Consider the following 21,164-nt stretch of genomic DNA (forward strand, 5'->3'; position numbering starts at 1 on the left):
GTCCCGGCCTCACCGGCGCTGTCCAGCGGGAAGCAGCCCGGCCGCGAGGAAGCAAGGATTGCTCAATCATGCAGAGACCTGTGTTCGACTCCGTGCTCAGGCCGGGAGCACGCTGGGCTCTGGCCAATACCAGGTCTGCAGGGTCGGCGTCACCGTGCGCATCTCGATGCATTCGGTGGGGCAGACCTCGAAGCAGAGCTCACAGCCGGTGCAGGCGTCGGCGAACACGCTGTGGATCATGTTGTTGGCGCCCATGATCGCGTCGGTCGGGCAGCGTTTGAAACACTTGGTGCAGCCGACGCAGAGGTTCTCGTGGATGTGGGCGATCACGGGCGCCTTGTCCACGACACCGGACAAATCGACCGGGACGCCTAGGAGGCCCGCCAATTGTTCCGCCAAGGCACGCCCGCCGGGCGGACAGATGGTCACGGATGCCGCCCTGGAGGCGATCGCCTCGGCTGCGGGCGCGCATCCGGGATAGCCGCACTGGCCGCACTGGGAGCCCGGCAGGAGCTCCGTGACCTGCTCGGCGAGGGGATTGCCCTCGACCTTGAGATAACGGGCAGCGACCCCGAGGAGCCAGCCAAGGGTCAGGCCGAGTGTCGTGAGGCTGAAGATCGCGGCGATCATGTATCGGTCATCTCGTCTGGGGATCGGTTGCAGGTGTGGCCGGCGATCGCGTCTCTAAGATTCATCCTGTCGCGACCGGAGGCGCGGTCTAGGCGAGCCCCGCGAACCCCATGAAGGCGAGCGAGAGCAGGCCGGCGGCGACAAAGGCGATCGGGGTACCGGCAAATGCCGCGGGGACCCGGGCGAGCGCGAGGCGCTCACGCAACCCGGCGAAGAGGAGCATCACCAGGGTGAATCCCAGGGCCGAGCCGAGGCCGTAGAGCACGCTTTGGAGGAAACCGTGATCCTCCTGGACGTTGAGCAGCGCCACACCCAGAACCGCGCAGTTGGTCGTGATGAGCGGGAGAAAGATCCCCAGCACCTGATGCAGGGCCGGCGAGAGTTTCCGCACCGCCATCTCGGTGAACTGAACGACCGCCGCGATCACCAGGATGAATGTCAGAATCCGCAGAAACCCGATGTCCAGCGGCCCCAGAACGAAGCGCTCGAGCAGCCAGCCCGCGACCGCCGCCAGGGTCAGGACGAAGGTGGTGGCCAGTCCCATGCCGAGGGCTGAGTCGACCTTGCTCGACACGCCCATGAACGGACAGAGTCCCAGGAACTTGACCAGCACCACGTTGTTGACCAGCGCGGTCCCGAGAATCAACAAGACATACTCTCCCATCTGTGCCACGTCCTTGAGAATCGACCTGGATGGGTAGCCCGCAGCAAACGCAGTGCCATGTCCCGACTGGTGCGCACGGACTCGTACTCAGGCTGGCCGGCGGTCCTCGAGCTGTCGCGGTGACAACAGAAATCCTTGTTGCCGTGCAGTGCAAATGTCGCAAAACTGACAAGGACATGCCCCGGGCTTGAGGGGGAGGCCGTCCGAAAGCCGCGATCAAGCGCTGGACGACCGCTCCCGGGGCCGGGCGCCAGCCAAGGCCGGAAGGCCTTCTGCTGCGCCGATGAGCGTGCGGTCAAGAGCGGACGCTTGAGCCGCTGGCGGCATCGATTTTGCTGAATCATGTAATCCGTATCCGCGTCAGGAGAATGCCGTGCCGGTCCGAGAAGCCCCGGATCCCGTCCACCAGGTCGTCATGAACGCCCTCGGCGCGTTTCTCGCGTCGCCGCCAGACGGGACCCCGATCGAGGTCGTGGAGGCGCTGACCCTGATGGGCGGGAATGGTTCGGACCCGCTCCCGCCGCGGCTCTTTTTCGAGGCCGTCGAGCAATCGCCCGTCGCGATCTCGATCACGGACCCCAGGGCGACCATCCTCTATGCCAATCGGGCCTTCGAGACCCTCACCGGCTACGATCGCCAGGAGGTGCTGGGCCAGAACGAGGCGATCCTCTCGAGCAACGCGACGCCGGACAGCGTCTATCAGCATCTGTGGCGGACCATCCAGAGCAAGGAGACCTGGACCGGCACACTGGTCAATCGCACCAAGCAGGGCGGCGACTATCTGGCTGAGCTGATCATCTCTCCGGTGTTGGATCGGGACGGGGACCTCCAGTACTTCCTCGGGATGCACCGTGACGTGACCAAGGTGCACGAGCTGGAGGGGGCGCTGCGCCAACAGAAGGCACGGATCGAGACCGTCCTCGACGCGGCACCCGTGATCGTGGTGCTGCTCGACAGCAAGGGTCGGATCATCCTCGACAATCAGGAGTACAAGAAGCTGCTTGGCGACCTGCGCGGCAAGGAGCCGGCTGAGGTCCTGCGTGCGGCGGTCAGCGAGCAGATCGGCGGGGACGCCTTCGACGCGTGTCTTAACGGGTGCGGCTTCAAGGATGTCGAGGTCAGCATCGAGATCCCCGGCGGCATGGGACCGCGCTGGTTCGCCTGCTCGGGGACGCCGGTGGAGGAGACCGACGCCAGCGCCAGGAGCTATTTTCGTCGCCAGGCGTCGCCGGATCGGCGGCTCTTGCTGTTGGCGAACGAGGTGACGGGGCGGCGCCGCGAGATCGACCGCGCACATCTGGAGCACCTGCGCGCGCGTCTCGCCGAGCAGCAATTGATGCATGGCATGCGCGAGGCCCTGGCCGCGGCCATCTACCAGATCCAGGTCCCGCTCAATGTGATCAACGCGGCCGCGACGATGCTGCGCGGCGGGGCCGGAAACGCCGACACGCTCGCCGGGATGCTCGACCACATCAGCACCTCGGGGGAGAAGGCGCTCGCGACCCTGACCTCGGCCCTTCCCGAGGAGCAGCGCGAAGCCGGGGTCATGGTCAATGTCAATGAGCTGCTGCGTCAGGTCTTGGAGCTGGAGACCGATCGACTGCTCGCGGCGGGGATCGTGGTCGATTGGCGGCCGGCGCATGTCTTGCCCGAGCTGCCGGGCCACAAGACTCAGTTGCGCGCACTCTTCAAGCACCTGATCGACAACGCCATTCAATCTCTGTGTGAATCGGGTCGCGCGCACCGCGAGCTGCGTCTGACCACCCGACCGGTCGACGGGGGCGTCGAGGTCGAGATCGAGGACAACGGCGTGGGGATCCCGCCCGAGGATCGCTATCGCGTGTTCGAGCCCTTCTCCATCGGTTGGCGCAACCGCCGGGGCAGGGCGGGTATGGGGCTTGCTTTGAGCCAGGAGATCGTCAATGCGCACGGAGGCGGGATCGAGGTTGACCCGGGCTTCAGCGATGGCTGCCGGATCCGTCTGTCATTGACTGCCGTCATCGCCGACGTTTGACCTTGCCCGAAGCATTCATGAACGCCGACCACCATACCGCCGGCGGTGCCGCGCAGGCCCGCCGGTTGGATCTGCTGGAGTCCCAGTTGGCCGCGCTCTTCGAGGTGAGCAGCGTGCTCAGCCGATCGCTCAACCTGCGCGAGACCCTGCGCGAGGTCCTGGCGGTCCTGCACCATCGCGGGCGTCTTCGGCACGGCCTGGTCAGCCTGTTGAGCGAGGACCGGGGTGAGCTGCTGATCAGCGCGCTCCATACGGATGATGCAGACCCGGTCGAGGCGGTCGCCTATCAGCCGGGCGAGGGCGTAATCGGAAGCATCCTCGCGCGCAATCGATCCTGGATCCTGCCGCGCGTTGCGGACGAGTCGCGGTTCCTCGATCGGCTCAATCTCTATGATCCGGATCTCCCGTTCATCGGCGTCCCCATCCGGCTTGGGGACGGGGGTGCGGTCGGGGTCTTTGCGGCCCAGCCGCCCGTCTCAGACGACCTGCTCGCCGAGCGCGCCCGGTTCCTCGAGATGGTGGCCAATCTGATTGGGCAAGCCGTGCGCCTGGCAAGCACCGTCGAGGCCGATCAGCGGGCGCTGCGCGAGGAGCGCGACAAGCTCCGCCGCGAGGTCAAGGGGACCCATGGCTTCGACAGCATCATCGGTCACACCGATGCGATGCGCCTGGTCTTCGACCAGGTGCGCCAGGTCGCGAAGTGGAACACCACCGTTTTGATTCGAGGCGAATCCGGCACGGGCAAGGAGTTGATCGCCAACGCCATCCACTACAATTCCCCGCGCTCGCGTGCCGCTTTCGTCAAGCTCAACTGTGCGGCGCTGCCGGACAACCTCTTGGAGTCCGAGCTTTTCGGACACGAGAAGGGTGCCTTCACGGGTGCGATCAGCCTCCGTAAGGGGCGATTCGAGCAGGCCGACGGGGGAACCCTGTTTCTCGACGAGATCGGCGAGCTCACACCGGCCTTCCAGGCCAAGCTGCTGCGGGTTCTGCAAGAGGGGGAGTTCGAGCGGGTCGGCGGCGGCCGCACCCTCAAGGTGGACGTCCGGGTGATCGCGGCGACCAACCGTGACCTGGAGGCCGAGGTGCGGGCCGGCGACTTCCGCGAGGACCTCTACTACCGGCTCAACGTGATGCCCATCCGCATGCCCGCGCTGCGCGAGCGCATCGAGGACATCCCGGACCTCGCCCGTTTCCTCGTCACCAAGGTCGCCCGGATGCAGGGCCGGGAGTTGTCGATCACGGACAGCGCGCTGCGCATCCTGATGCGCCACGCCTGGCCGGGCAACGTGCGCGAGCTCGAGAACTGCATGGAGCGTGCCGCGGTGATGAGCGAGCAGGGGGTCATCGATCGCGATGTCATCGAGCTCACCGGGCTCAACGTCGCCGACCTGGCGGCCGAGCCCCTGCCCGGCAGTCCGGTCAAGACACCGACGATCGACTTCAACGACCCGAGCCTCGACGAGCGCGAACGGGTCATCGCTGCGCTGGAAGAGGCGGGGTGGGTCCAGGCCAAGGCGGCGCGCCTGTTGAATATGACGCCGCGCCAGATCGCGTACCGGATCCAGACGCTCAACATCAAGCTAAGGCAGTTCTGATCCGCGTCGCCTGTGGATTCGCGTTGACGAGGGTCAACCCAGCGACCAGCCCGGTCCGCGCGCGTCTCTCTCAGGATAGACGCCACTACCCCGGATTATTGCTTCGGCGCATGCACCGGATTGTGTTCGAGCGCCATCCGCGACGTAAAGCCAAGCCGATTCCGCGGGCGTTCTGCACGAATAGGAAATCGGCCATCTCGGGGGTCTTTTCACCCTCGGCGGCCTGGACGATGGTCGTGATGCCATCGACAGCTCTGATCGTTAAGGGCTTGTCGAGCGCCTTCACACGAAACGACAAGCCATCGGCGAGCTTCAGCTTGTCGCCAAGCGTCTTCAGTCCTGTATCGTCGAGATCGGGATCGACGAGCGTCGTGCAGGCCTGAATGACCCGGGGCGTACCGTCCGGGCTGGCGGGAATGTCAATGGAGTCGACCGTCCAGTGCCGAGGGCCGTTCTTGACGATGCCGGTGACCTCGCACTGCGACTTGAGTGACTCGGGCGTGATCTTGTCCCAGATCTCAGAACGCATCCGCCGGCGGCACCTGGCCAGGCACGACGCCGATTTTTTCCATACGCGCGACCATTTCCTGGTCCGCGGGATGCGGCCGGTTGTCGGCCGTCAGTCGCGTCAACCGGTCGAAGAACGCTTCGGCGTCCAGGCCATTCACCTGCTTGCGCAGCGCGGTTTTGATGTCGATCGACGGATCGACCTTGCCCTTCGGCGGCCTGTAGTCCTTGCCCGAGGCGCTGATCGGGCGAACGTCGAAGGCGTCCTGGAGTGCGTGCACCTGGGCATCATCCTCCTTCGTGCCGGAGCCGTATCGGCGGTTCTTCGGGGCGCCCCTGCGCTTCGACGCGGAGCAGAGCGCCGTGGCGTTCCCAACCCGATGGCTGGATCACCCGATCATGAGCGCGGATCGGCTGCTTCACCGCCGGTCGCGAGATGCCGTCTCTCCGTCTCCTTCGGACACCAAACGAGCGGACCGTGGCAGCGGCGACTAACAGGTCTGAGCGGTCGAAGCACCTGCTCCGGTCTCCTCCCGCGACTCAGTCCGCGAGCGAGGGCAGGACCCAAGTGGGTCGGACCGGCCAGTCCGCGGGGTCGCCGCGCGGCGCCAGGCCGGTGCAGACGAGCAGGGAGTCGATGCCGGTGTGGACCGCCCCCTGGATGTCGGTCCCCAGCTGGTCTCCCACCATGAGCAGGCGCCCGCTGCCCAGGCGCTCCCGGGCCCTCTCGAACAGGGGTGGGTACGGCTTGCCGAGACGAGTGAAGCCCAACTTCCTGGTCGGGTAACGTTCGCGGATGACGGCCTCCAGCATGGAGGCGATTCCCCCGGCGGTGAATCCGTATCGACCCGGTGCGACTGGGTAGATCAGGTCCGGGTTGCAGAGCAGGAGATGCAGGGGGCGCCCGGCATCCACCCGGCGCAGGATCAGTGAGACCGTGTCATCGAGGTCCTCGGGCCAGCGCACCTGCTTCTGGTCGGCGACTACGACCACCTCTGTATCCGCCGCGGGCGAGGGCTGAACCGGCTGGCCTCCCGCGCGCTCGACATAGGCGCGCGACTCGGGCGGTCCAAGGAAAAGGCAGCGCGCGCCAGACAGCCCGGCCGCCGCGAAATAGCCTGCGAGCAGGCTGCCGGAGGTCAGGATGCGAGCCGGGTCGATGACGATCCCTGCCGCGGCCCAGTCATGCGACAGGGTCTCGGGCAGGCGGCTGGCCGAGTTGGTGACCACCAGCCAGGGCTTTCCGGCGGCGTCGAGACGGCGCAGCAGGTCGACGGCGCCCGGAAGCGCGCCGGCGTCATCGAGCAGCACGCCATAGGCGTCGAGCAGCCAGCAGTCATACTCGGCGATCAGCTGGTCGAGGTCCGGGGTTTGCGGACGTTCGGACTCAGGCATCAGGCGGCGATGTGTCATCCGAGGCCGGTTCCGGCTCTGCCAGGTCGCGTGCATAGTCCCGGGGCGGAGGGGTCCAGCCGCGGTCGGTGCGATCGTGGAGCTGCAGGCGATCGGCGGCCAGGACCTCAGCCAGATTCTGGCGATGGGCATGGATCCCGGCGAGCAGCGCGCGATTGGTCGAGAGGTCGCGGTCCGCGTCCCAGAGCTCGTAGAGCTCGTCCAGGCCTTGCTCGTCGTGGCGGCGGAAGGCGCGGGTCATCTTCTCCACCTTGAACGGATGCAGACCCAACGCCTTCAGGGCCTCTGCGCCGAGTGCCAGCGAAGCGTCGAAGACCTCTCGGATGGCGACGTCCGCCCCCGCCTGCCGCAGCAGATAGAGGTGATCGACGTCGAACGCGCGGGCCAGGATCCTGACCCGCGGATAGTGGCGGCGCACGTGTGCCACCAGCTGCACCGCGCGCTCCCGGTCGTCGATGGCGACGACCAGGACACGGGCCTCGTCGATACCGGCCGCGAGGAGGAGGTCGGGGCGTGAGGCGTCGCCGAAGTAGCTGCGGATGCCGACCTTGGACATGGTTTCCACCTGGCCCGCCTGGTGGTCCAGGACCACTGTGCGGACTCCGCTCGCCACCAGCAGGCGGTTGACGATCTGGCCGAAGCGGCCGATTCCAGCGATCACGACGGTGCCCCGCTGATCGATGGCGTCCGGCTCGCGGGTGCCGCCGGCGCGCAGGCGCGGCTCGATCAGGTGCTCGTACAGGATGAATAGGGCGGGCGTCAGGAGCATCGAGAGGGCGATCACGAGGGCGAGCGTCTTCGTGAGGTCTTGCGTCAAGACGTGGTTCTGAGCGGCGAAGCTCAGCAGCACGAAGCCGAACTCACCGGCCTGGGCCAGGCCCAGGGTGAACAGCCAGCCGTCGCCGGGTGTGAGCCGGAACAGGCGGGCTAGCGCGAGCAGAACAGCCGCCTTCAGAAGCATGACCCCCAGGGTCAAGCCGATCAGGGTCAAGGCATCCGCGAACAGGACATCGAAGTCGATCCCGGCCCCGACCGTGATGAAGAAAAGACCCAGGAGCAGACCCTTAAAAGGCTCGATATCGGCCTCGAGCTCGTGCTTGAACTCGCTGTTGGCCAGGACGACACCGGCGAGAAAGGTCCCCAAAGCGGGCGAGAGGTCCACCAGGGTCATCAGCAGTGCGGTCCCGACGACCAACAGGAGCGCGCTGGCCGTGAAGATCTCGCGCAGCCGCGAGCCGGCGATGAAGCGAAACAGCGGGCGGGTGAGGAACTGTCCACCCAGGACCACGAGCACCACGGCGCCGACGACCACCATGGCATAGGTCCAGCCAGAGAGGCCCTCGACCAGACTCAGGGATTCGCCATGGCTGCCCGGGTCGACCCCTGGAGGCGCGCCGAGCTCCGGGAGTGCGAGGAGCGGGATCAGGGCGAGCATCGGAATGACCGCGATGTCCTGGAACAGGAGCACCGCGAAGCTCGCGCGGCCGCCTTCCACCTTGGTCAGACCCTTCTCGCCGAGCGTCTGGAGCACAATCGCCGTCGAAGACAACGAGAAGATCAGACCGATCGCCAGTGCCGTCGTCCAGCTGCAGCCGAGCAGCATCCCGGCGGCACCGATCAACCCAGCCGAGAGGGTGACCTGGAGCCCGCCCAGCCCCAGGAGCCGGAGCCGCATCTCCCACAGGAGCCGGGGTTCCAGCTCCAGTCCGACGAGAAACAGCATCAGCACCACGCCAAGCTCCGCGACATGCTGGATCTCTGCGGTCTCCGAGCCCACCAGCCCGAAGACCGGCCCGATCAGGATGCCGGCAATCAGATAGCCCAGGACCGATCCCAGACCCAGGCGCTTGGCGATGGGCACCGCCACGACCGCGGCGCAGAGGTACACGAAGGCATGAAACAGGAGTCCGCCCATCGTTCATGCCTCCCGGATCAGGCCTGCCAGGTCAGCGTTCAGACGCGGGGCGCGGCGCGCCCGCGCGACGTCGAGCCGGTCGTCGCGGAGGGCGGCGAGCACCCGCATCCAGTCGGCGATATGGGCCTCGACCCGGCCCTGCTCGACCGCGTTGCGGGCGTCGAACAGGGCAAAGGGGGGAAGATAGATCATGCCGCACAGCATCGCGGTCTGCTCGAAGGGTTGCAGCAGCTCGCGCAGCGTGAAGTGGTTGTAGCCCTCTGCACGGTAGGCCGCCTCGGGTCCGCCAGCACTCAAGGTGTTGAAGAAGATCTTCCCATGCAGCGCGGTTCCGCCGGACCCGTAGGCGAAGCCGTGCTCCAGAACCAGATCCTGCCATTCCTTGAGGATGGCCGGGGTCGAATACCAATAGAGCGGGTGCAGGAAGACGATGACCTCATGGCTGCGGAGCCTCGCCTGCTCTCGGTCTGCGTCGATCGTGAAGGTCGGATACTCGCCGTAGAGATCGACCAGGGTGACGCCCTCGAGGTTGGCGGCCGCTCGCGCCATCGGACGGTTGACCTCGGAGCGGTCCGGCGAAGGGTGCGCGAACAGCACGAGGATCCGGCGTCGGGGGGACGGGGCGGACCCAATGGCGCGGGGCGTCTCTTTCATCTTAGCGGGCTCGTTGCTCAGTGCCGAGACGGGGTGTCCGTCCCCAGAGCTGCCAGGATCAGCGTCAGCCGTTGTCGCGCCGCGGTGACATCCAGGCCGCAGGCCGCTCGGTCCTCCAGCAGGCGAACGGCTTGGTCCGCGAGCTCTGCACACTCGCCGGTGTCGAAGAGCTCCAGCACGGCCGCGACCTCGTCCAAGGACGCGGAGAGCACGGCCGGGGCCAGCTCCTCCGGCCCGATGGGCGACTCCGGATGCAGGAGGTCCGCGACCAGGGGCTGCTCCAACAGGCGAAAATGGATCTGACGCGCCTCTTCCTCTTCTGCCAACTCCCGACTGGCGAGTGGATCGGCGCCGGCCGTGCGCCTGACGGCCTGCATGATCAAGCCGATCAGCCTGCGGATCGCCGCGCGTTCCTCGGCATGGGATTCGGGCAGTCCAAAGGACTGCTCATAATGCCTTTCAAGCGCCGCCTTCAGTTCCAGGACAGGCTCGCTGCCGGCATCCGGCGGGAGCTCCACAGCGCGCTGGACGAGTGCGCGAAAGCGCTCGCGAAAGGACTCCATCTCTTCGTGATCGGCCTTCTGGGCAGCCAGCAGCGCCTCTGGCGGAACGGCTTGCGGCGGCCAATGAAAGAGTGGGTTCTCATGGCGACGTCGCAGATGGCGTTCGCGTCGCCCCGGCTTGTAGGTGAAGGGAAGCTCCATGAGTGGTCAGCCAGGTCCAGGTGAGGGGGCAGGAAAGGGCCACCATCTCGACAGCAAGAACGGGAGCCGCGAGGCACGACCGGGGGGCCGTATGATTGAGGTGACCGACCGATTCGACGACGCGAGACGGATACCGCGTTTCCTGCTCGCGCATTGCCTGGGCAGGGGCAGCCAACCCCCCGGATGTCCTCGGGCACTCATCTCCTCCATGCTTTCCACCGCGGCTCGCCGGCTGGGACGCGCACAGTCATCCCTGAGGGCTTGGTTCGCGGCTCAGTGCCTCATACAGCGCAGAGTAATCCTTGTCACCGAGGCCCGCTGCCTCTGCACGAGCACAGATCCGCTCCATCGCAGCGATGAGGGTGATGTCCAAACCGCGCTCCTCGGCCACCTGCTGGAACAAACGGACGTCCTTGCGCAGATGCTTGAGCGGAAAGTTTGCATCCCCGTAGGCATGGCTCAGGTACCTATCGAGTTTTTTGTCGAAGGTCTTGGCATAGAGTGCACTGCCTCGCAGCAGGCCCATGAACTGGTCGACATCGATGCCCTCGCGGCGGACCAACGCGAGACTCAAGGCGAAGCTGGAGGTCAGTCCGGCGATCAGCTGATTCATGGCGAGCTTGAGCGCGGCGGCCTGTCCGACCGCGCCGATCCACTGAGGGTTCGCGCTCAGGTCCTTGAGGACGGGCAGCGAGCGCTCGTAGAGCCCGCGGTCGCCCCCGGCCATAAGGATCAAAGCGCCCTCCCGCGCCTCGGGGAGACTGCCGAGCACAGGTGCCTCGAGGTAGTCACCACCGCGGCCCTCGACCCGTTTGGCGATCTCGCGGCTCTCGCCAGGGGCGATGGTGCCCATCTGGATGAAGGTCCTCCCCGCCATTGCAGACGGATCGAGGTGGGCGAACAGGGTCTGCTCGATTGCGTTGGCGTCGCTCAGGACGAGCACGATCAGGTCGCTCGCGACGACCGCCTCGGCAGGCGTCGCGGCCAGGTTGAGTCGCTGTTGTGCGGCCGCCTCGCGGTGAGCCGCGCCCCGGTTCCATCCGATGACCTCGCGTCCCTGCCGTTGCAGCCGCACGGCGATCTCGCCACCCATCAGACCCAGGCCTAACACGGAGATCTTCATGGCATGCGCTCCCGTTGGTGCTTGTCGCAGTGCTCGGCATACCGAGCCCGTTCGGTTCAGCGTGCCCGGCCGCCCGCCTCTGGTGAGGCGGAGGGTTGCCGGTGCAGGGAACCTGCGCGGTTCAGCGCCCTGCTTGAGCGTGGCGCAGCATCGCGATGACCGGGGCAGTATCCGGGCGGACGCCGCGCCATGACCAGAAGGATTCGGCGGCCTGCTCGACCAACATCCCGATTCCGTCGATCGCGCGAGCAGCGCCGTGATCCCGTCCCCAGAGAAGGAAGGCCGTGGGCGTGTCGCCGTAGAGCATGTCGTAGGTCCAGCCGCCCGGCGCCAGACAGTCATCCGGAATCGCCGGGACGACGCCGCTCAAGCCGGCCGCGGTCCCATGGATGATGAGGTCGAATCGTTCGCCGTCCAACTGATCGAAGCCGCGCGCCTCGACGTGGCCGAACGGCGCTCCCAGACCTGTCAGCTGCTCGGCCCTGGAGACCGTTCTGTTGGCGATGACCAAGCGGTCGATTCCGCTCTCGAGCAGCGGGTTCAGAACCCCGCGCGCCGCCCCACCGGCCCCCAGCAGGAGGACCCTGGCCCCTTGAAAACGAAAGCCGTGGTTACTGGCGAGATCCCGCACCAGGCCGACCCCGTCGGTGTTGTCGCCGCGCAGTCGATCGCCCTCGAGTCGGGACAGGGTGTTGACTGCGCCGGCAATCTCGGCGCGCTGGGTCCGCTCATCCGCGAGCGCCCACGCCGCCTCCTTGAACGGGACCGTGACATTGAGGCCGCGGCCGCCCCGAGCAAAGAAGCGCCGGACCTCACCGGCAAAGTCGCCAGGATCGCCGAGGATGCGCTCGTACACGAGATCCTGCCCGGTCTCGCGCGCGAAGGCCGCGTGGATCTGCGGGGACTTGCTGTGGGCGATCGGGTTGCCGATGACGGCGTACTGATCCGGCATGGGATGCGGTTGATCAACCTGCTCTGAGATGTCTTGGGAGGCCCTGATCTTTGTGGCCATCCTTGCCAAAAACAGGAGGGTACGGCAATGCGCGAGCGTTCCGCGCGGGGCAGGAGGCAGCGACGCGTCCGGTGCGTCTCCAGGATGGATCAGTTCGCCTTAGCCGCTCTGTGAGGATGGGTAAGGGCAGCGCTTCCGCCACCGCACCGAAGGCCCGCGGACGTGACGCCGCACCAAAGGGGCAGCCCAGACGCCTCATTCACCCTGCGCCAGCCAGCGCGCCACGTCCTTCGCATAGTAGGTCAGGATGCCGTCCGCACCCGCCCGTTTCATCGCGACCATGGCCTCGAGCACCACGGCGCGCTCGTCGAGCCAACCGTTCTGGCTGGCGGCCTTGAGCATCGCATACTCGCCACTCACGTGATAGACGAAGGTGGGTGCACCGAACTGGTCCTTGACGCGCCGGACGATGTCCAGATAGGGCATGCCGGGTTTGATCATCACCATGTCGGCGCCTTCGGCCAGGTCGAGGGCGACCTCGTGCAGGGCCTCGTCCGAGTTTGCGGGGTCCATCTGATAGGTGTATTTGTTGCCGCTGCCGAGGTTGGCGGCAGAGCCCACGGCGTCGCGGAAGGGACCGTAGTAGCTCGAGGCATACTTGGCGGAGTAGGCCAGGATGCGGGTGTGGATGTGGCCTTCCGCCTCCAGCGCGGTGCGGATCGCCCCGATCCGTCCGTCCATCATGTCCGAGGGGGCCACGATGTCGGCTCCCGCCTCGGCATGGGAGACCGCCTGGCGCACCAGCACCTCGACCGTCTCGTCGTTCATGACGTAGCCACTCTCGTCGATCAGGCCGTCCTGACCGTGCGTGGTGAAGGGATCGAGCGCGACATCCGTGATGATCCCGAGATCCGGAAGCGCCTCCTTCAGTGCCCGCACCGCGCGCTGGGCCAGCCCGTCGGGGTTGAAGGCCTCCTTTGCATCGAGCGACTTGGCCTCCAGCGGGGTGACCGGGAACAGCGCCAGTGCCGGTATGCCGAGCCGTTGGACCTCGATCGCATCCTCGACGAGCAGGTCGATGCTGAGGCGCTCGACCCCCGGCATGGAGGCCACCGCCTCGCGTTGCCCGGAGCCTTCCAGGACGAAGACCGGGTAGATGAGGTCGTTCGGGGTCACGTGGGTCTCGCGCATCATGCGTCGCGAAAAACCGTCGCGACGCATTCGGCGCATGCGGGTCACGGGGAAGGCGGCACGATGAGTATCACGATCGGGCATGGGGTGGCCTCGGGGTCGGGTCCGGCGCGGCCGGGACCGCCCCGGCGCTCAGGGGCGATACAATATCTCAGGGCGGTGGCGCGGCTCCAGTCCGGCGGCGCCGGCGCCGCGAATAAGTGAATTCTGATACAGTCACGCATCGGCCATTTGTCACGCACCGACGGTCCAGTCCCGACATGGCGAGCCCAGGCGAGCATTCCGACCATATCTTCGACGTCGATACCGAGCGCTTCCAGCGCGAGGTGATCCAAGCCTCCGAGGCCGGTCCTGTCCTGGTGGATTTCTGGGCCGACTGGTGTGCTCCCTGCCACGCCTTGGCGCCGCACCTGGGGCGAGTCGTCGCGGACCTCGGTGGGCGGGTGCGTCTAGCCAAGATCGAGGTCGACGAGGGCGACAACATGAAGCTGGCGGGACGCTACCAGCTCAGAGGTTTCCCGACCGTGATCCTCTTCCACGACGGCCAGGAGCTCGGCCGATTCAGCGGGGCACGCTCCCGGCATCAAATCCTCGACTGGCTGCGCACGCATCTCCCCGACGGGCTCGTGGGGTCCGCTGTGTCCTGAGCAGCGTGGTCAGTCGGCGGTTTCTCGGAGGGTTCCGCCCAGCACCTGGATGCCGTGCCGCGTTGACGATGGGCTCCGCGGTCCGACCGGTCGAGCTCAGCCCGTTGCGGTGCGGATCCACTCGACGCGCTTGCGCATGACACCGTAGTAGACCACCGGAATGACCACCAGGGTCAGGACGGTCGAGACGAACAGCCCGAAGAGCAGTGAGACCGCGAGCCCCGAGAAGATCGGGTCATCGAGGATGAACACCGCCCCGGCCATCGCCGCGGCGGCGGTCAGGGCGATCGGCTTGGCGCGAACCACCGCGGAGTTGATCACCGCGTCCTCGAACCGTTTTCCCGCTCGTACCTGCTGATTGATGAAGTCCACCAACAGGATTGAGTTACGTACGATGATCCCGGCAAGCGCGATCATCCCGATCATCGAGGTGGCGGTGAACTGCGCGCCCAGCAGGGCATGCCCGGGCAGGATGCCGATGATGGTGAGCGGGATGGGGGCCATGATGACCAGCGGCACGAGATAGCTGCGGAATTGCGCGACGACCAGAAGATAGATGAGGATCAGGCCCACGCCATAGGCGATGCCCATGTCTCTGAAGGTCTCGTAGGTGACCTGCCACTCGCCGTCCCATTTGAGGCTGTACTCGTAGGGATTGGCTGGCTGCCGCATGAACCATTGCTCGAGACCGAGCTCCTCTCCCAGACGGCCGGCGATCGCGAACATCCCGTAGAGCGGACTGTCGGTCTTCCCGGCCATGTCGGCGGTGACATAGACCACGGGCATCAGATCCTTGTGGTAGATGCTGTGTGCGCGTTTGGTCTCCTGGACCTCAACGATCTCCGAGAGCGGCACCAGTGAGCCGGACAGCGAGAGCACGCGTAGCGCGAGGACCTGCTCCAGGTCGGCCTTGTCGGCCTCACTGTACTCCACCCGGATCGGCACGGCGTACTTGACGTTGGCGCCGTGCAGATAGCTCATGTCCTCGCCGTCGAGCACCGTGGCCAGGGCCTGGGCGATGGTGCTTTGCGGCACACCCAGACGCGATGCCTTGCTGCGATCCACGACGACCACGAGCTTCCGCGACGGATACTCCACCGAGTCGTCGACATCGACGATATCGGCAGTGGTTTCGAAGACGTTGCGCAGCTCGCGGGCGACCTCGATCTGACCCTCGTAATCCAGCCCGTAGACCTCGGCGACGAGGGGCGAGAGCACCGGCGGACCCGGCGGGATTTCGACGATCTTGGCGTTGCCCCCATGGCGTCGCGCGATCTCCCTCAAGGGCTCGCGCATGTCGAGCGCGATGGCGTGGCTCTGGCGGTCGCGGTGGTGGCTGTCGACCAGGTTGACCTGGATGTCCCCCAGGTGCGCGCCCTCACGCAAATAATACTGGCGCACCAGTCCGTTGAAGTTGATCGGTGCCGCGGTGCCGGCGTAGATCTGGAAGTTGGCCACCTCCCCGACGCCGGCGAGAAAGTCGCCCATCTCACCCAGCACCCGTGCGGTCTGCTCCAGACTGGTCCCCTCAGGCATGTCGAGCACAACCTGGAACTCGCTCTTGTTGTCGAACGGCAGCATCTTGAGGATCACCACCCGGCCGACGGCGAGCGAGACCGAGGCCGCGATCAGGAACAGGATCCCGGCCAGGAGCAGCCAGCGGTTGACGATCCCTGTCCTCCCGACCAGGAAGGGGCCGATGACGGCATTGAAGAGGGTGGTCAGGCGGCCCCCGGCGCTCCCTGCGTCCGACTCGCCGAGGTGCGCATGCCCGCTCCCTGCGGCATGTCGTTTTCCAAGCATGGCGTTGGTCATCCAGGGCGTGAAGACGAAGGCCACGACCAAAGAGATCAGCATCCCCATGGAGGCATTGATTGGGATCGGACTCATGTATGGCCCCATCAGGCCGCTGACGAAGGCCATGGGGAGCAGGGCGGCGATGACCGTGAAGGTCGCCAGGATCGTCGGTCCGCCAACCTCGTCCACCGCCTTGGGCATCAGCTCGAGGAGCTTCGCCTTGCTCATCGCCATGTGTCGGTGGATGTTCTCGACCACCACGATGGCGTCGTCGACCAGGATCCCGATCGAGAAGATCAGTGCAAACAGCGAGACGCGGTTCAGCGTGAAGCCCCACGCCCAGGAGGCGAAGAGGGTCAGAGCGAGCGTGACCACGACCGCCGCGCCGACGATGATGGCCTCGCGCCAGCCGATCGTGAGCCATACCAGGAGGACGACCGATGCCGTGGCGAAGACCAGCTTGCTGATCAGCTTCTTGGCCTTGTAGTCGGCCGTCTCGCCATAGTTTCTGGTGACCGTGGCCTGGACCCGGTCCGGGATGAAGGTGCCTTCCAGCTGGGCGAAGCGCTCGATGACCCGCTCGGCCACGGCGACCGCATTGACGCCTTCCTGCTTGGCCACAGCGATCGTGACGGCCGGCGTGCCCTCAAGCAGATCGATCCCGGTCTCTGCCGCGCCCGGTCCGGTTCTCGTGCGGACAGCGCTCTCCGGCTGCTCCGGACCCCGCTCGATGCTCGCGACATCGTTGAGATGGACCGGTCGTCCGCCGTGCAGACCCACGATCAGGTGACCGATCTCCTCCGGGCTGGTGAGGAAGGTCCCGGCCTGGACGAGGATCTCCTGGTTGTCGGACGTCAGGTTGAGGTTGTCGCGAATCAGGTTTCCGGCCTGGAGTGCGCGTTTCAGATCGGTCAGATCGATGCCGAAGCCGGCGAGCGCCTGCGGATCGAGTAAGACTCGGACCATTTGAGCCGGCGCGCCGACGGTGTAGACATCCCGCGTGCCCGGGACCCGTTTGATCTCCTGCTCGAGCGCGTGTGCGACCTGCCCGAGCTCGAAGGCGCCCGTCCGCGGATCTTGAGACCAGAGGGTGGCGGTGATGATGGGGACGTCGTCGATCCCTTTCGGCTTGACGATGGGTGTTCCCACGCCAAGGTTCTGCGGCAGCCAGTCTTGATTGGCGAGAACCTTACTGAAGAGTCGCACCACGGCGTCCGTGTTGTCCTCGCCGACCTCATACTGGACGGTGACGACGGCCATGCCGGGGCGCGAGACCGAGAAGACATGCTCGATCCCCTTGATCTCGGAGAGCACCTGCTCGGCCGGTCCGGCGACCAGGTGCTCGACCTCGGTCGCCGAGGCGCCAGGGAAGGGGATGAAGACGTCCGCAAAGGTGACATCGATCTGCGGCTCTTCCTCGCGCGGCGTGATCAGGATTGCGAACAGCCCGAGCAGCACCCCCACCAGGGCGAGCAGCGGGGTGATCTCGGTGTTCTGGAAGCGCTCGGCGATGCGGCCCGAGATGCCGAGTCGCTCAGCCATCGCCGTGCTCCGATGCGCCCCGGCGATCCGCGGCTGTCTGGGACTTCAAGACCACGCCCGCCGCAATCGGATCGAGTGCGACCCGCTCGCCCTCGCTCATGCCGGCGAGCACGACGAAGGCGTCCTCCAACGCGCGACCCAGCCTGATCTGACGGAAGCCGACGTCGCCGTCGTCAGCGACGACATATACTCCGGTCACCTCAGAGCGATGGACCACGGCATCGGCGGGGACCACCAGCTCCGCCTTTTCAGCGATCTCGAACCCGGTCTTGACGAACATCCCGGGGAAGAGTGTCCGGGTGCCCTCCGGCAGGTCCAGTCGAACGGTGAAGGTGTTGGAGCCCATATCGGCAAACGGGAACACGGTGATCCGCTTGCTGAGGATCGTCTCACCCGAGTCCGTATAGACGCGGGCGCTGCCGCCGCGGCGCACCGAGGGTATGACGCTTTGCGGCACGTCCACGATCACCCGGAGCTCCTCCAACGAGATCCCGCTCATGACAGGCTGACCTGGGCTTGCGATCTCACCGACCTCGACATGGCGGTGGGTTACGATGCCCGAATAGGGTGCGCGGATCTGCGTGTAGTCCAACTGCTCCTGCGCCTGCTCGAGCCGCGCCCCGGCGGACTCGAGCTCGGCCTGGGCGGAGGCAAGGTCCGCCGTGGCCTGGTCCATGGCCGACTCGGAGACGTTCTTCTTCTCGAACAGACCGCGGATGCGGTCGTGCTCGTCCCGCGCCTGCTCGAGGCGTGCCGTTGCGGACTTGAGATCGGCCGCGGCTTGCGCAACCCGGGTGCGGTGCTCGGTATCCTTCAAGCGCACCACGACCATGTCCTTTTCAACGAAGTCGTCGACATCGAATAGGATCTCTTGAACCTGGCCCTGGGTCTGCGCGGAGACCGTGGTGCGGTTGACGGCCTCGACGACGCCGTCCAGACGGTATTCTCGCGGTAGGGTGCGGTATTCCACGGGGGCGGTTTCGAGCGCGCCCGGCCCGGTCGCTTGACTGTTCACGGCAACGAGCAGGGTTGCACCCGCGAGCACTCGGATCAGATGCATGTTGACGGTATCCAAGAATATTAGATGTCGCTTATATTATCTCAATTTATAGAAAAATAAAATTGTTGATGTCTCTGCGGGGCCGGAGCACCCGCGCGGTCACCCTCATGCTGAGCCGCGCGTCTCGCAGTGGGGCACAAGATAACAAAGCTAACCGCCATCCGGAGGTTATTCCGAGTATCGCCCCCCCTGCAGATCCCCGCATACGCTGGTCCCAGATCCGAGTCCGATGGACAATATCCGTCGAATAGGCCTCCGGCACGGGTCGCAGGGTTTTCCCGGTGCGCAATGGCGCAGCCGGATGCCAGGCGTCTGCATCTCGAGCGTTGGGCCGCCCGGGCGCGGCGGATCCCTCCCTCGCGGCAGAGGGGCTGTTGCGACGTCCCGCCTTCGTCTTCCAAAGGTGATGCGATGAGGAGAGCCGCGTGAGCGCTTGGTCCGAGGACTTGATCCCGATCGATCGCGCCAAGACGCTGGACGGCCTGTTTGTTCAGCGCGTCAGGCGCTCGCCCGACCGCGTCGCCTACCGTCATTTTGAGCGGAATCGCGGCTGGAGCGAGCTCACCTGGGCCGAGATGGGCCGCTTGGTGGCTCGCTGGCACCAAGCGCTCGCGCAGGAGGCGCTCGAGCTCGGCGACCGGGTGGCGATCCTGCTGCGCAACAGCCCTGAGTGGGTGGTGCTCGACCAGGCGGCGCTGTCGCTGGGCCTGATCACCGTGCCCCTGTACACCGACGATCGAGCAGAGAATGCGGTTTTCATCCTCCGCGATGCCGCGGTCAAGCTCCTGGTGATCCAGGACGCCGGGCGTTGGAGGCGGTTGGCGGCGGTGCTCGGTGATGTGCCGTGGCCCTTGCGGGTGGTGATCCTCGAGGCGAGTCCGGCCGCAAATGAGCTTGCGGCGGCGGACCCGCGTGTGGTCGTCGCCGCGGGCTGGCTGCCGGATGCCGCACCCGCGCTGGTGCAGCGTGATGGCGATCCGAATGGACTGGCGACCATCGTCTATACCTCTGGCACTGCGGGACGCCCCAAGGGCGTCATGCTCAGTCATCGCAACATCCTGGGCAACGCGCATGGTGCCCTGGCCGCCATCGATTGTTACCAGGAGGATCGTTTTCTCTCTTTCCTGCCCCTGTCCCATGCCCTCGAGCGCACCGCCGGTTATTACCTGCCGATGATGGCAGGTGCCAGCGTCGCCTTCGCCCGCTCCGTCGTTCAACTCGCCGAGGACATGCAGGAGATCCGGCCAACCGTGATCATCGCGGTGCCGCGTGTGTTCGAGCGCGTTCACCGACGCATCCAGGATCAGATGGCCAGCCGGCCGGCGCCGATACGCTGGTCGCTGCGGCTCGCGGTCGCGTCGGGTTGGCGCGTCTTTCTGCGGGAGCAAGGACGCGGAGGGTGGCATCCGCTCTTGTTGCTCTGGCCGCTTCTGCGTCGCAAGGTCGCCGCTCAGGTGCTCTCGAAGTTGGGCGGCCAGCTGCGCGTCGCCGTCAGCGGCGGCGCCGCTCTGCCCGGTGACGTCGCGCGCACCTTCATCGGCTTGGGTCTGCCATTGCTGCAGGGCTATGGTCTCACCGAGACCAGTCCGGTCATCAGCTTCAATCCGCTCAACGACAACATCCCAGAGAGCGTCGGAGTCCCACTGCGTGGGATCCGGCTGCGCATCGGTGCCGACGACGAGCTCCTGGTGAAGGGCGAGAACGTGATGCTCGGCTACTGGAACAACCACGCGGCAACCGCCCAGGTCTTGTCGCAGGACGGCTGGTTGCGCACCGGTGACCAGGCGCGCCTGCAAGGCCGGCATCTCTTCATCACCGGGCGCCTCAAAGACATCCTGGTCTTGTCCAACGGCGAGAAGGTCCCGCCTGCGGACTTGGAGATGGCGATCACCATGGATCCGCTGCTCGAGCAAGTGGTGGTGCTCGGCGAGGGCCATTCCTACCTGGCGGCTCTGCTGGTCCTGAATGCCGATCTCTGGCCCGCTCTCGCCCAAGAGCTCGGCCTGGATCCGGAGCGGCCGGAAAGCCTCGAGGATCCGCGCCTGAACAAAGTGGTCCTCAAACGCATCCGCTCGGCCTTGCACGGTTTTCCGGGCTACGCGAAGATTCGCCGGGCGACCTTGACGCTCGAGCCCTGGTCGATCGACAACGGCCTGCTGACGCCGACCCTGAAGGTCAAGCGATCGACGGTCATGACGCGCTATCAGCAGGCCATCGAACGGATGTACCGCATGGACGCATGACCGTGCCATCGGCAGCGATCTTGAACGCATGCCGACCAGCGCCTACACTAAGCGACCAGCGCGGGTGTAGTTCAATGGTAGAACTTCAGCTTCCCAAGCTGATAACGTGGGTTCGATTCCCATCACCCGCTCCAATCCCCGGTCGCATGCATCCCTTGTATCAAGCACGAGATCGCATTGAGGCCCAACTCCTCCGGGATTTCCTCGATCGGCACCTCGTTCGGGCCGTCGTGCTCGGAGAGCATCTCTCGGGCGCCGCCGGGGGGCTTCCCGCCGACATCTATCCCACGGTCTGGATCCTCGAGGACGACGATCTTGAGCGCGGGCGCGATCTGCTCGCACGTTTCCAAGCGGATTGCGCGCGGCGAGGGTCCGCCTCGACCTGGACCTGCTCAGGATGCGGGGAGAGGGTGGAGGATGACTTCGACCGCTGCTGGAACTGCGGACGGGAACGCGCTGAGCCCGCCGCCGGGAACTGAGCCCTGTCCAGTCATCTCGCCGACCCCGCCG

General features: G+C 66.1%; 19 protein-coding genes and 1 tRNA gene. 7 read left to right on the forward strand and 13 right to left on the reverse strand.

All coding sequences use genetic code 11. The features are described from left to right. Window positions 1–96 precede the first annotated feature (96 nt). Both rsxB and rsxA read right to left on the reverse strand, forming a co-directional pair. A complete protein-coding gene (gene rsxB / locus LJE61_RS05790; RefSeq protein WP_296910979.1) occupies window positions 97–630 on the reverse strand; it encodes an electron transport complex subunit RsxB in 534 nt (177 codons plus the stop codon). Between the two features lie 88 nt (window positions 631–718). After that, entirely contained in the window at window positions 719–1,294 is a 576-nt protein-coding gene (gene rsxA, locus LJE61_RS05795) for an electron transport complex subunit RsxA (protein ID WP_296910981.1), read from the reverse strand. Between the two features lie 373 nt (window positions 1,295–1,667). Here rsxA and nifL point away from each other — a divergent pair, with 373 nt between their 5' ends. Both nifL and nifA read left to right on the forward strand, forming a co-directional pair. Next, the gene (nifL, locus tag LJE61_RS05800; protein ID WP_296910983.1) at window positions 1,668–3,308 is read left to right on the forward strand and encodes a nitrogen fixation negative regulator NifL; all 1,641 of its coding nucleotides are present in this window, start codon (window positions 1,668–1,670) and stop codon (window positions 3,306–3,308) included. A 17-nt stretch (window positions 3,309–3,325) separates the two neighbouring features. Beyond that, the gene (nifA, locus tag LJE61_RS05805) at window positions 3,326–4,906 is read left to right on the forward strand and encodes a nif-specific transcriptional activator NifA (RefSeq protein WP_296910985.1); all 1,581 of its coding nucleotides are present in this window, start codon (window positions 3,326–3,328) and stop codon (window positions 4,904–4,906) included. Between the two features lie 85 nt (window positions 4,907–4,991). On the opposite strand, the gene LJE61_RS05810 is transcribed toward nifA, so the two are convergent. Both LJE61_RS05810 and LJE61_RS05815 read right to left on the reverse strand, forming a co-directional pair. After that, on the reverse strand, window positions 4,992–5,435 hold the full coding sequence (locus tag LJE61_RS05810; RefSeq protein WP_296917738.1) for a hypothetical protein: 444 nt from the start codon (window positions 5,433–5,435) through the stop codon (window positions 4,992–4,994). Continuing rightward, window positions 5,425–5,694 carry a hypothetical protein gene (locus tag LJE61_RS05815; protein ID WP_296917740.1) on the reverse strand — a complete coding sequence of 90 codons (270 nt, stop codon included), beginning with the start codon at window positions 5,692–5,694 and terminating at the stop codon, window positions 5,425–5,427. The genes LJE61_RS05810 and LJE61_RS05815 overlap by 11 nt, the downstream gene beginning before the upstream one ends. A 19-nt stretch (window positions 5,695–5,713) precedes the next feature. Here LJE61_RS05815 and LJE61_RS15315 point away from each other — a divergent pair, with 19 nt between their 5' ends. Next, window positions 5,714–5,908, forward strand: a complete 195-nt coding sequence (locus LJE61_RS15315) for an AraC family transcriptional regulator ligand-binding domain-containing protein (protein WP_363306359.1) — start codon at window positions 5,714–5,716, stop codon at window positions 5,906–5,908. A 45-nt stretch (window positions 5,909–5,953) separates the two neighbouring features. On the opposite strand, the gene LJE61_RS05820 is transcribed toward LJE61_RS15315, so the two are convergent. The 7 genes from LJE61_RS05820 to hemB form a co-directional block, all read right to left on the reverse strand. Next, entirely contained in the window at window positions 5,954–6,826 is an 873-nt protein-coding gene (locus LJE61_RS05820; RefSeq protein WP_296910991.1) for an HAD-IIA family hydrolase, read from the reverse strand. Further along, on the reverse strand, window positions 6,801–8,741 hold the full coding sequence (locus LJE61_RS05825) for a monovalent cation:proton antiporter-2 (CPA2) family protein (protein ID WP_296910993.1): 1,941 nt from the start codon (window positions 8,739–8,741) through the stop codon (window positions 6,801–6,803). The genes LJE61_RS05820 and LJE61_RS05825 overlap by 26 nt, the downstream gene beginning before the upstream one ends. A 3-nt stretch (window positions 8,742–8,744) precedes the next feature. Further along, window positions 8,745–9,395, reverse strand: coding sequence for an NAD(P)H-dependent oxidoreductase (locus LJE61_RS05830; protein WP_296910995.1), 651 nt, complete (start codon window positions 9,393–9,395; stop codon window positions 8,745–8,747). A 17-nt stretch (window positions 9,396–9,412) separates the two neighbouring features. Continuing rightward, entirely contained in the window at window positions 9,413–10,099 is a 687-nt protein-coding gene (locus LJE61_RS05835; protein WP_296910997.1) for a hypothetical protein, read from the reverse strand. A gap of 247 nt (window positions 10,100–10,346) precedes the next feature. Beyond that, entirely contained in the window at window positions 10,347–11,222 is an 876-nt protein-coding gene (locus LJE61_RS05840) for an NAD(P)-dependent oxidoreductase (protein ID WP_296910999.1), read from the reverse strand. A 121-nt stretch (window positions 11,223–11,343) separates the two neighbouring features. Next, window positions 11,344–12,174, reverse strand: a complete 831-nt coding sequence (gene aroE, locus LJE61_RS05845; RefSeq protein ID WP_296911001.1) for a shikimate dehydrogenase — start codon at window positions 12,172–12,174, stop codon at window positions 11,344–11,346. A 255-nt stretch (window positions 12,175–12,429) separates the two neighbouring features. Further along, the gene (gene hemB / locus LJE61_RS05850) at window positions 12,430–13,449 is read right to left on the reverse strand and encodes a porphobilinogen synthase (RefSeq protein ID WP_296911003.1); all 1,020 of its coding nucleotides are present in this window, start codon (window positions 13,447–13,449) and stop codon (window positions 12,430–12,432) included. Window positions 13,450–13,625: 176 nt separating this feature from the next. On the opposite strand from hemB, the gene LJE61_RS05855 reads away from it, so the two are divergent. Further along, a complete protein-coding gene (locus LJE61_RS05855; protein ID WP_296911005.1) occupies window positions 13,626–14,012 on the forward strand; it encodes a thioredoxin family protein in 387 nt (128 codons plus the stop codon). 96 nt (window positions 14,013–14,108) lie between these two features. Here LJE61_RS05855 and LJE61_RS05860 read toward each other — a convergent pair whose 3' ends face one another. Together LJE61_RS05860 and LJE61_RS05865 are read right to left on the reverse strand one after the other, a co-directional pair. Continuing rightward, window positions 14,109–17,351 (reverse strand): efflux RND transporter permease subunit, encoded by a 3,243-nt coding sequence (locus LJE61_RS05860; protein ID WP_296911007.1) that lies wholly within the window; start codon window positions 17,349–17,351, stop codon window positions 14,109–14,111. After that, a complete protein-coding gene (locus LJE61_RS05865) occupies window positions 17,344–18,411 on the reverse strand; it encodes an efflux RND transporter periplasmic adaptor subunit (protein ID WP_296911009.1) in 1,068 nt (355 codons plus the stop codon). The genes LJE61_RS05860 and LJE61_RS05865 overlap by 8 nt, the downstream gene beginning before the upstream one ends. A 425-nt stretch (window positions 18,412–18,836) precedes the next feature. On the opposite strand from LJE61_RS05865, the gene LJE61_RS05870 reads away from it, so the two are divergent. The 3 genes from LJE61_RS05870 to LJE61_RS05880 all read left to right on the forward strand — a co-directional run bounded on the left by LJE61_RS05870 (window position 18,837) and on the right by LJE61_RS05880 (window position 21,133). Next, a complete protein-coding gene (locus LJE61_RS05870; RefSeq protein WP_296911011.1) occupies window positions 18,837–20,654 on the forward strand; it encodes an AMP-dependent synthetase/ligase in 1,818 nt (605 codons plus the stop codon). Between the two features lie 60 nt (window positions 20,655–20,714). After that, a tRNA-Gly gene (locus LJE61_RS05875) sits at window positions 20,715–20,788 on the forward strand. A 21-nt stretch (window positions 20,789–20,809) separates the two neighbouring features. Next, window positions 20,810–21,133, forward strand: a complete 324-nt coding sequence (locus LJE61_RS05880) for a putative signal transducing protein (protein WP_296911014.1) — start codon at window positions 20,810–20,812, stop codon at window positions 21,131–21,133. Window positions 21,134–21,164: the final 31 nt, after the last annotated feature.

This window comes from Thiocapsa sp., assembly GCF_022340925.1.
Taxonomy (GTDB): domain Bacteria; phylum Pseudomonadota; class Gammaproteobacteria; order Chromatiales; family Chromatiaceae; genus Thiocapsa.

What these genes read in the sequence shown, in the direction of transcription:
- rsxB (WP_296910979.1), bottom strand. Translation starts at nt 630, where the DNA reads ATGATCGCCGCGATCTTCAGCCTCACGACACTCGGCCTGACCCTTGGC.
- rsxA (WP_296910981.1), bottom strand. Translation starts at nt 1,294, where the DNA reads ATGGGAGAGTATGTCTTGTTGATTCTCGGGACCGCGCTGGTCAACAAC.
- nifA (WP_296910985.1), top strand. Translation starts at nt 3,326, where the DNA reads ATGAACGCCGACCACCATACCGCCGGCGGTGCCGCGCAGGCCCGCCGG.
- LJE61_RS05810 (WP_296917738.1), bottom strand. Translation starts at nt 5,435, where the DNA reads ATGCGTTCTGAGATCTGGGACAAGATCACGCCCGAGTCACTCAAGTCG.
- LJE61_RS05820 (WP_296910991.1), bottom strand. Translation starts at nt 6,826, where the DNA reads ATGACACATCGCCGCCTGATGCCTGAGTCCGAACGTCCGCAAACCCCG.
- LJE61_RS05825 (WP_296910993.1), bottom strand. Translation starts at nt 8,741, where the DNA reads ATGGGCGGACTCCTGTTTCATGCCTTCGTGTACCTCTGCGCCGCGGTC.
- LJE61_RS05830 (WP_296910995.1), bottom strand. Translation starts at nt 9,395, where the DNA reads ATGAAAGAGACGCCCCGCGCCATTGGGTCCGCCCCGTCCCCCCGACGC.
- LJE61_RS05835 (WP_296910997.1), bottom strand. Translation starts at nt 10,099, where the DNA reads ATGGAGCTTCCCTTCACCTACAAGCCGGGGCGACGCGAACGCCATCTG.
- LJE61_RS05840 (WP_296910999.1), bottom strand. Translation starts at nt 11,222, where the DNA reads ATGAAGATCTCCGTGTTAGGCCTGGGTCTGATGGGTGGCGAGATCGCC.
- aroE (WP_296911001.1), bottom strand. Translation starts at nt 12,174, where the DNA reads ATGCCGGATCAGTACGCCGTCATCGGCAACCCGATCGCCCACAGCAAG.
- hemB (WP_296911003.1), bottom strand. Translation starts at nt 13,449, where the DNA reads ATGCCCGATCGTGATACTCATCGTGCCGCCTTCCCCGTGACCCGCATG.
- LJE61_RS05855 (WP_296911005.1), top strand. Translation starts at nt 13,626, where the DNA reads ATGGCGAGCCCAGGCGAGCATTCCGACCATATCTTCGACGTCGATACC.
- LJE61_RS05860 (WP_296911007.1), bottom strand. Translation starts at nt 17,351, where the DNA reads ATGGCTGAGCGACTCGGCATCTCGGGCCGCATCGCCGAGCGCTTCCAG.
- LJE61_RS05865 (WP_296911009.1), bottom strand. Translation starts at nt 18,411, where the DNA reads ATGCATCTGATCCGAGTGCTCGCGGGTGCAACCCTGCTCGTTGCCGTG.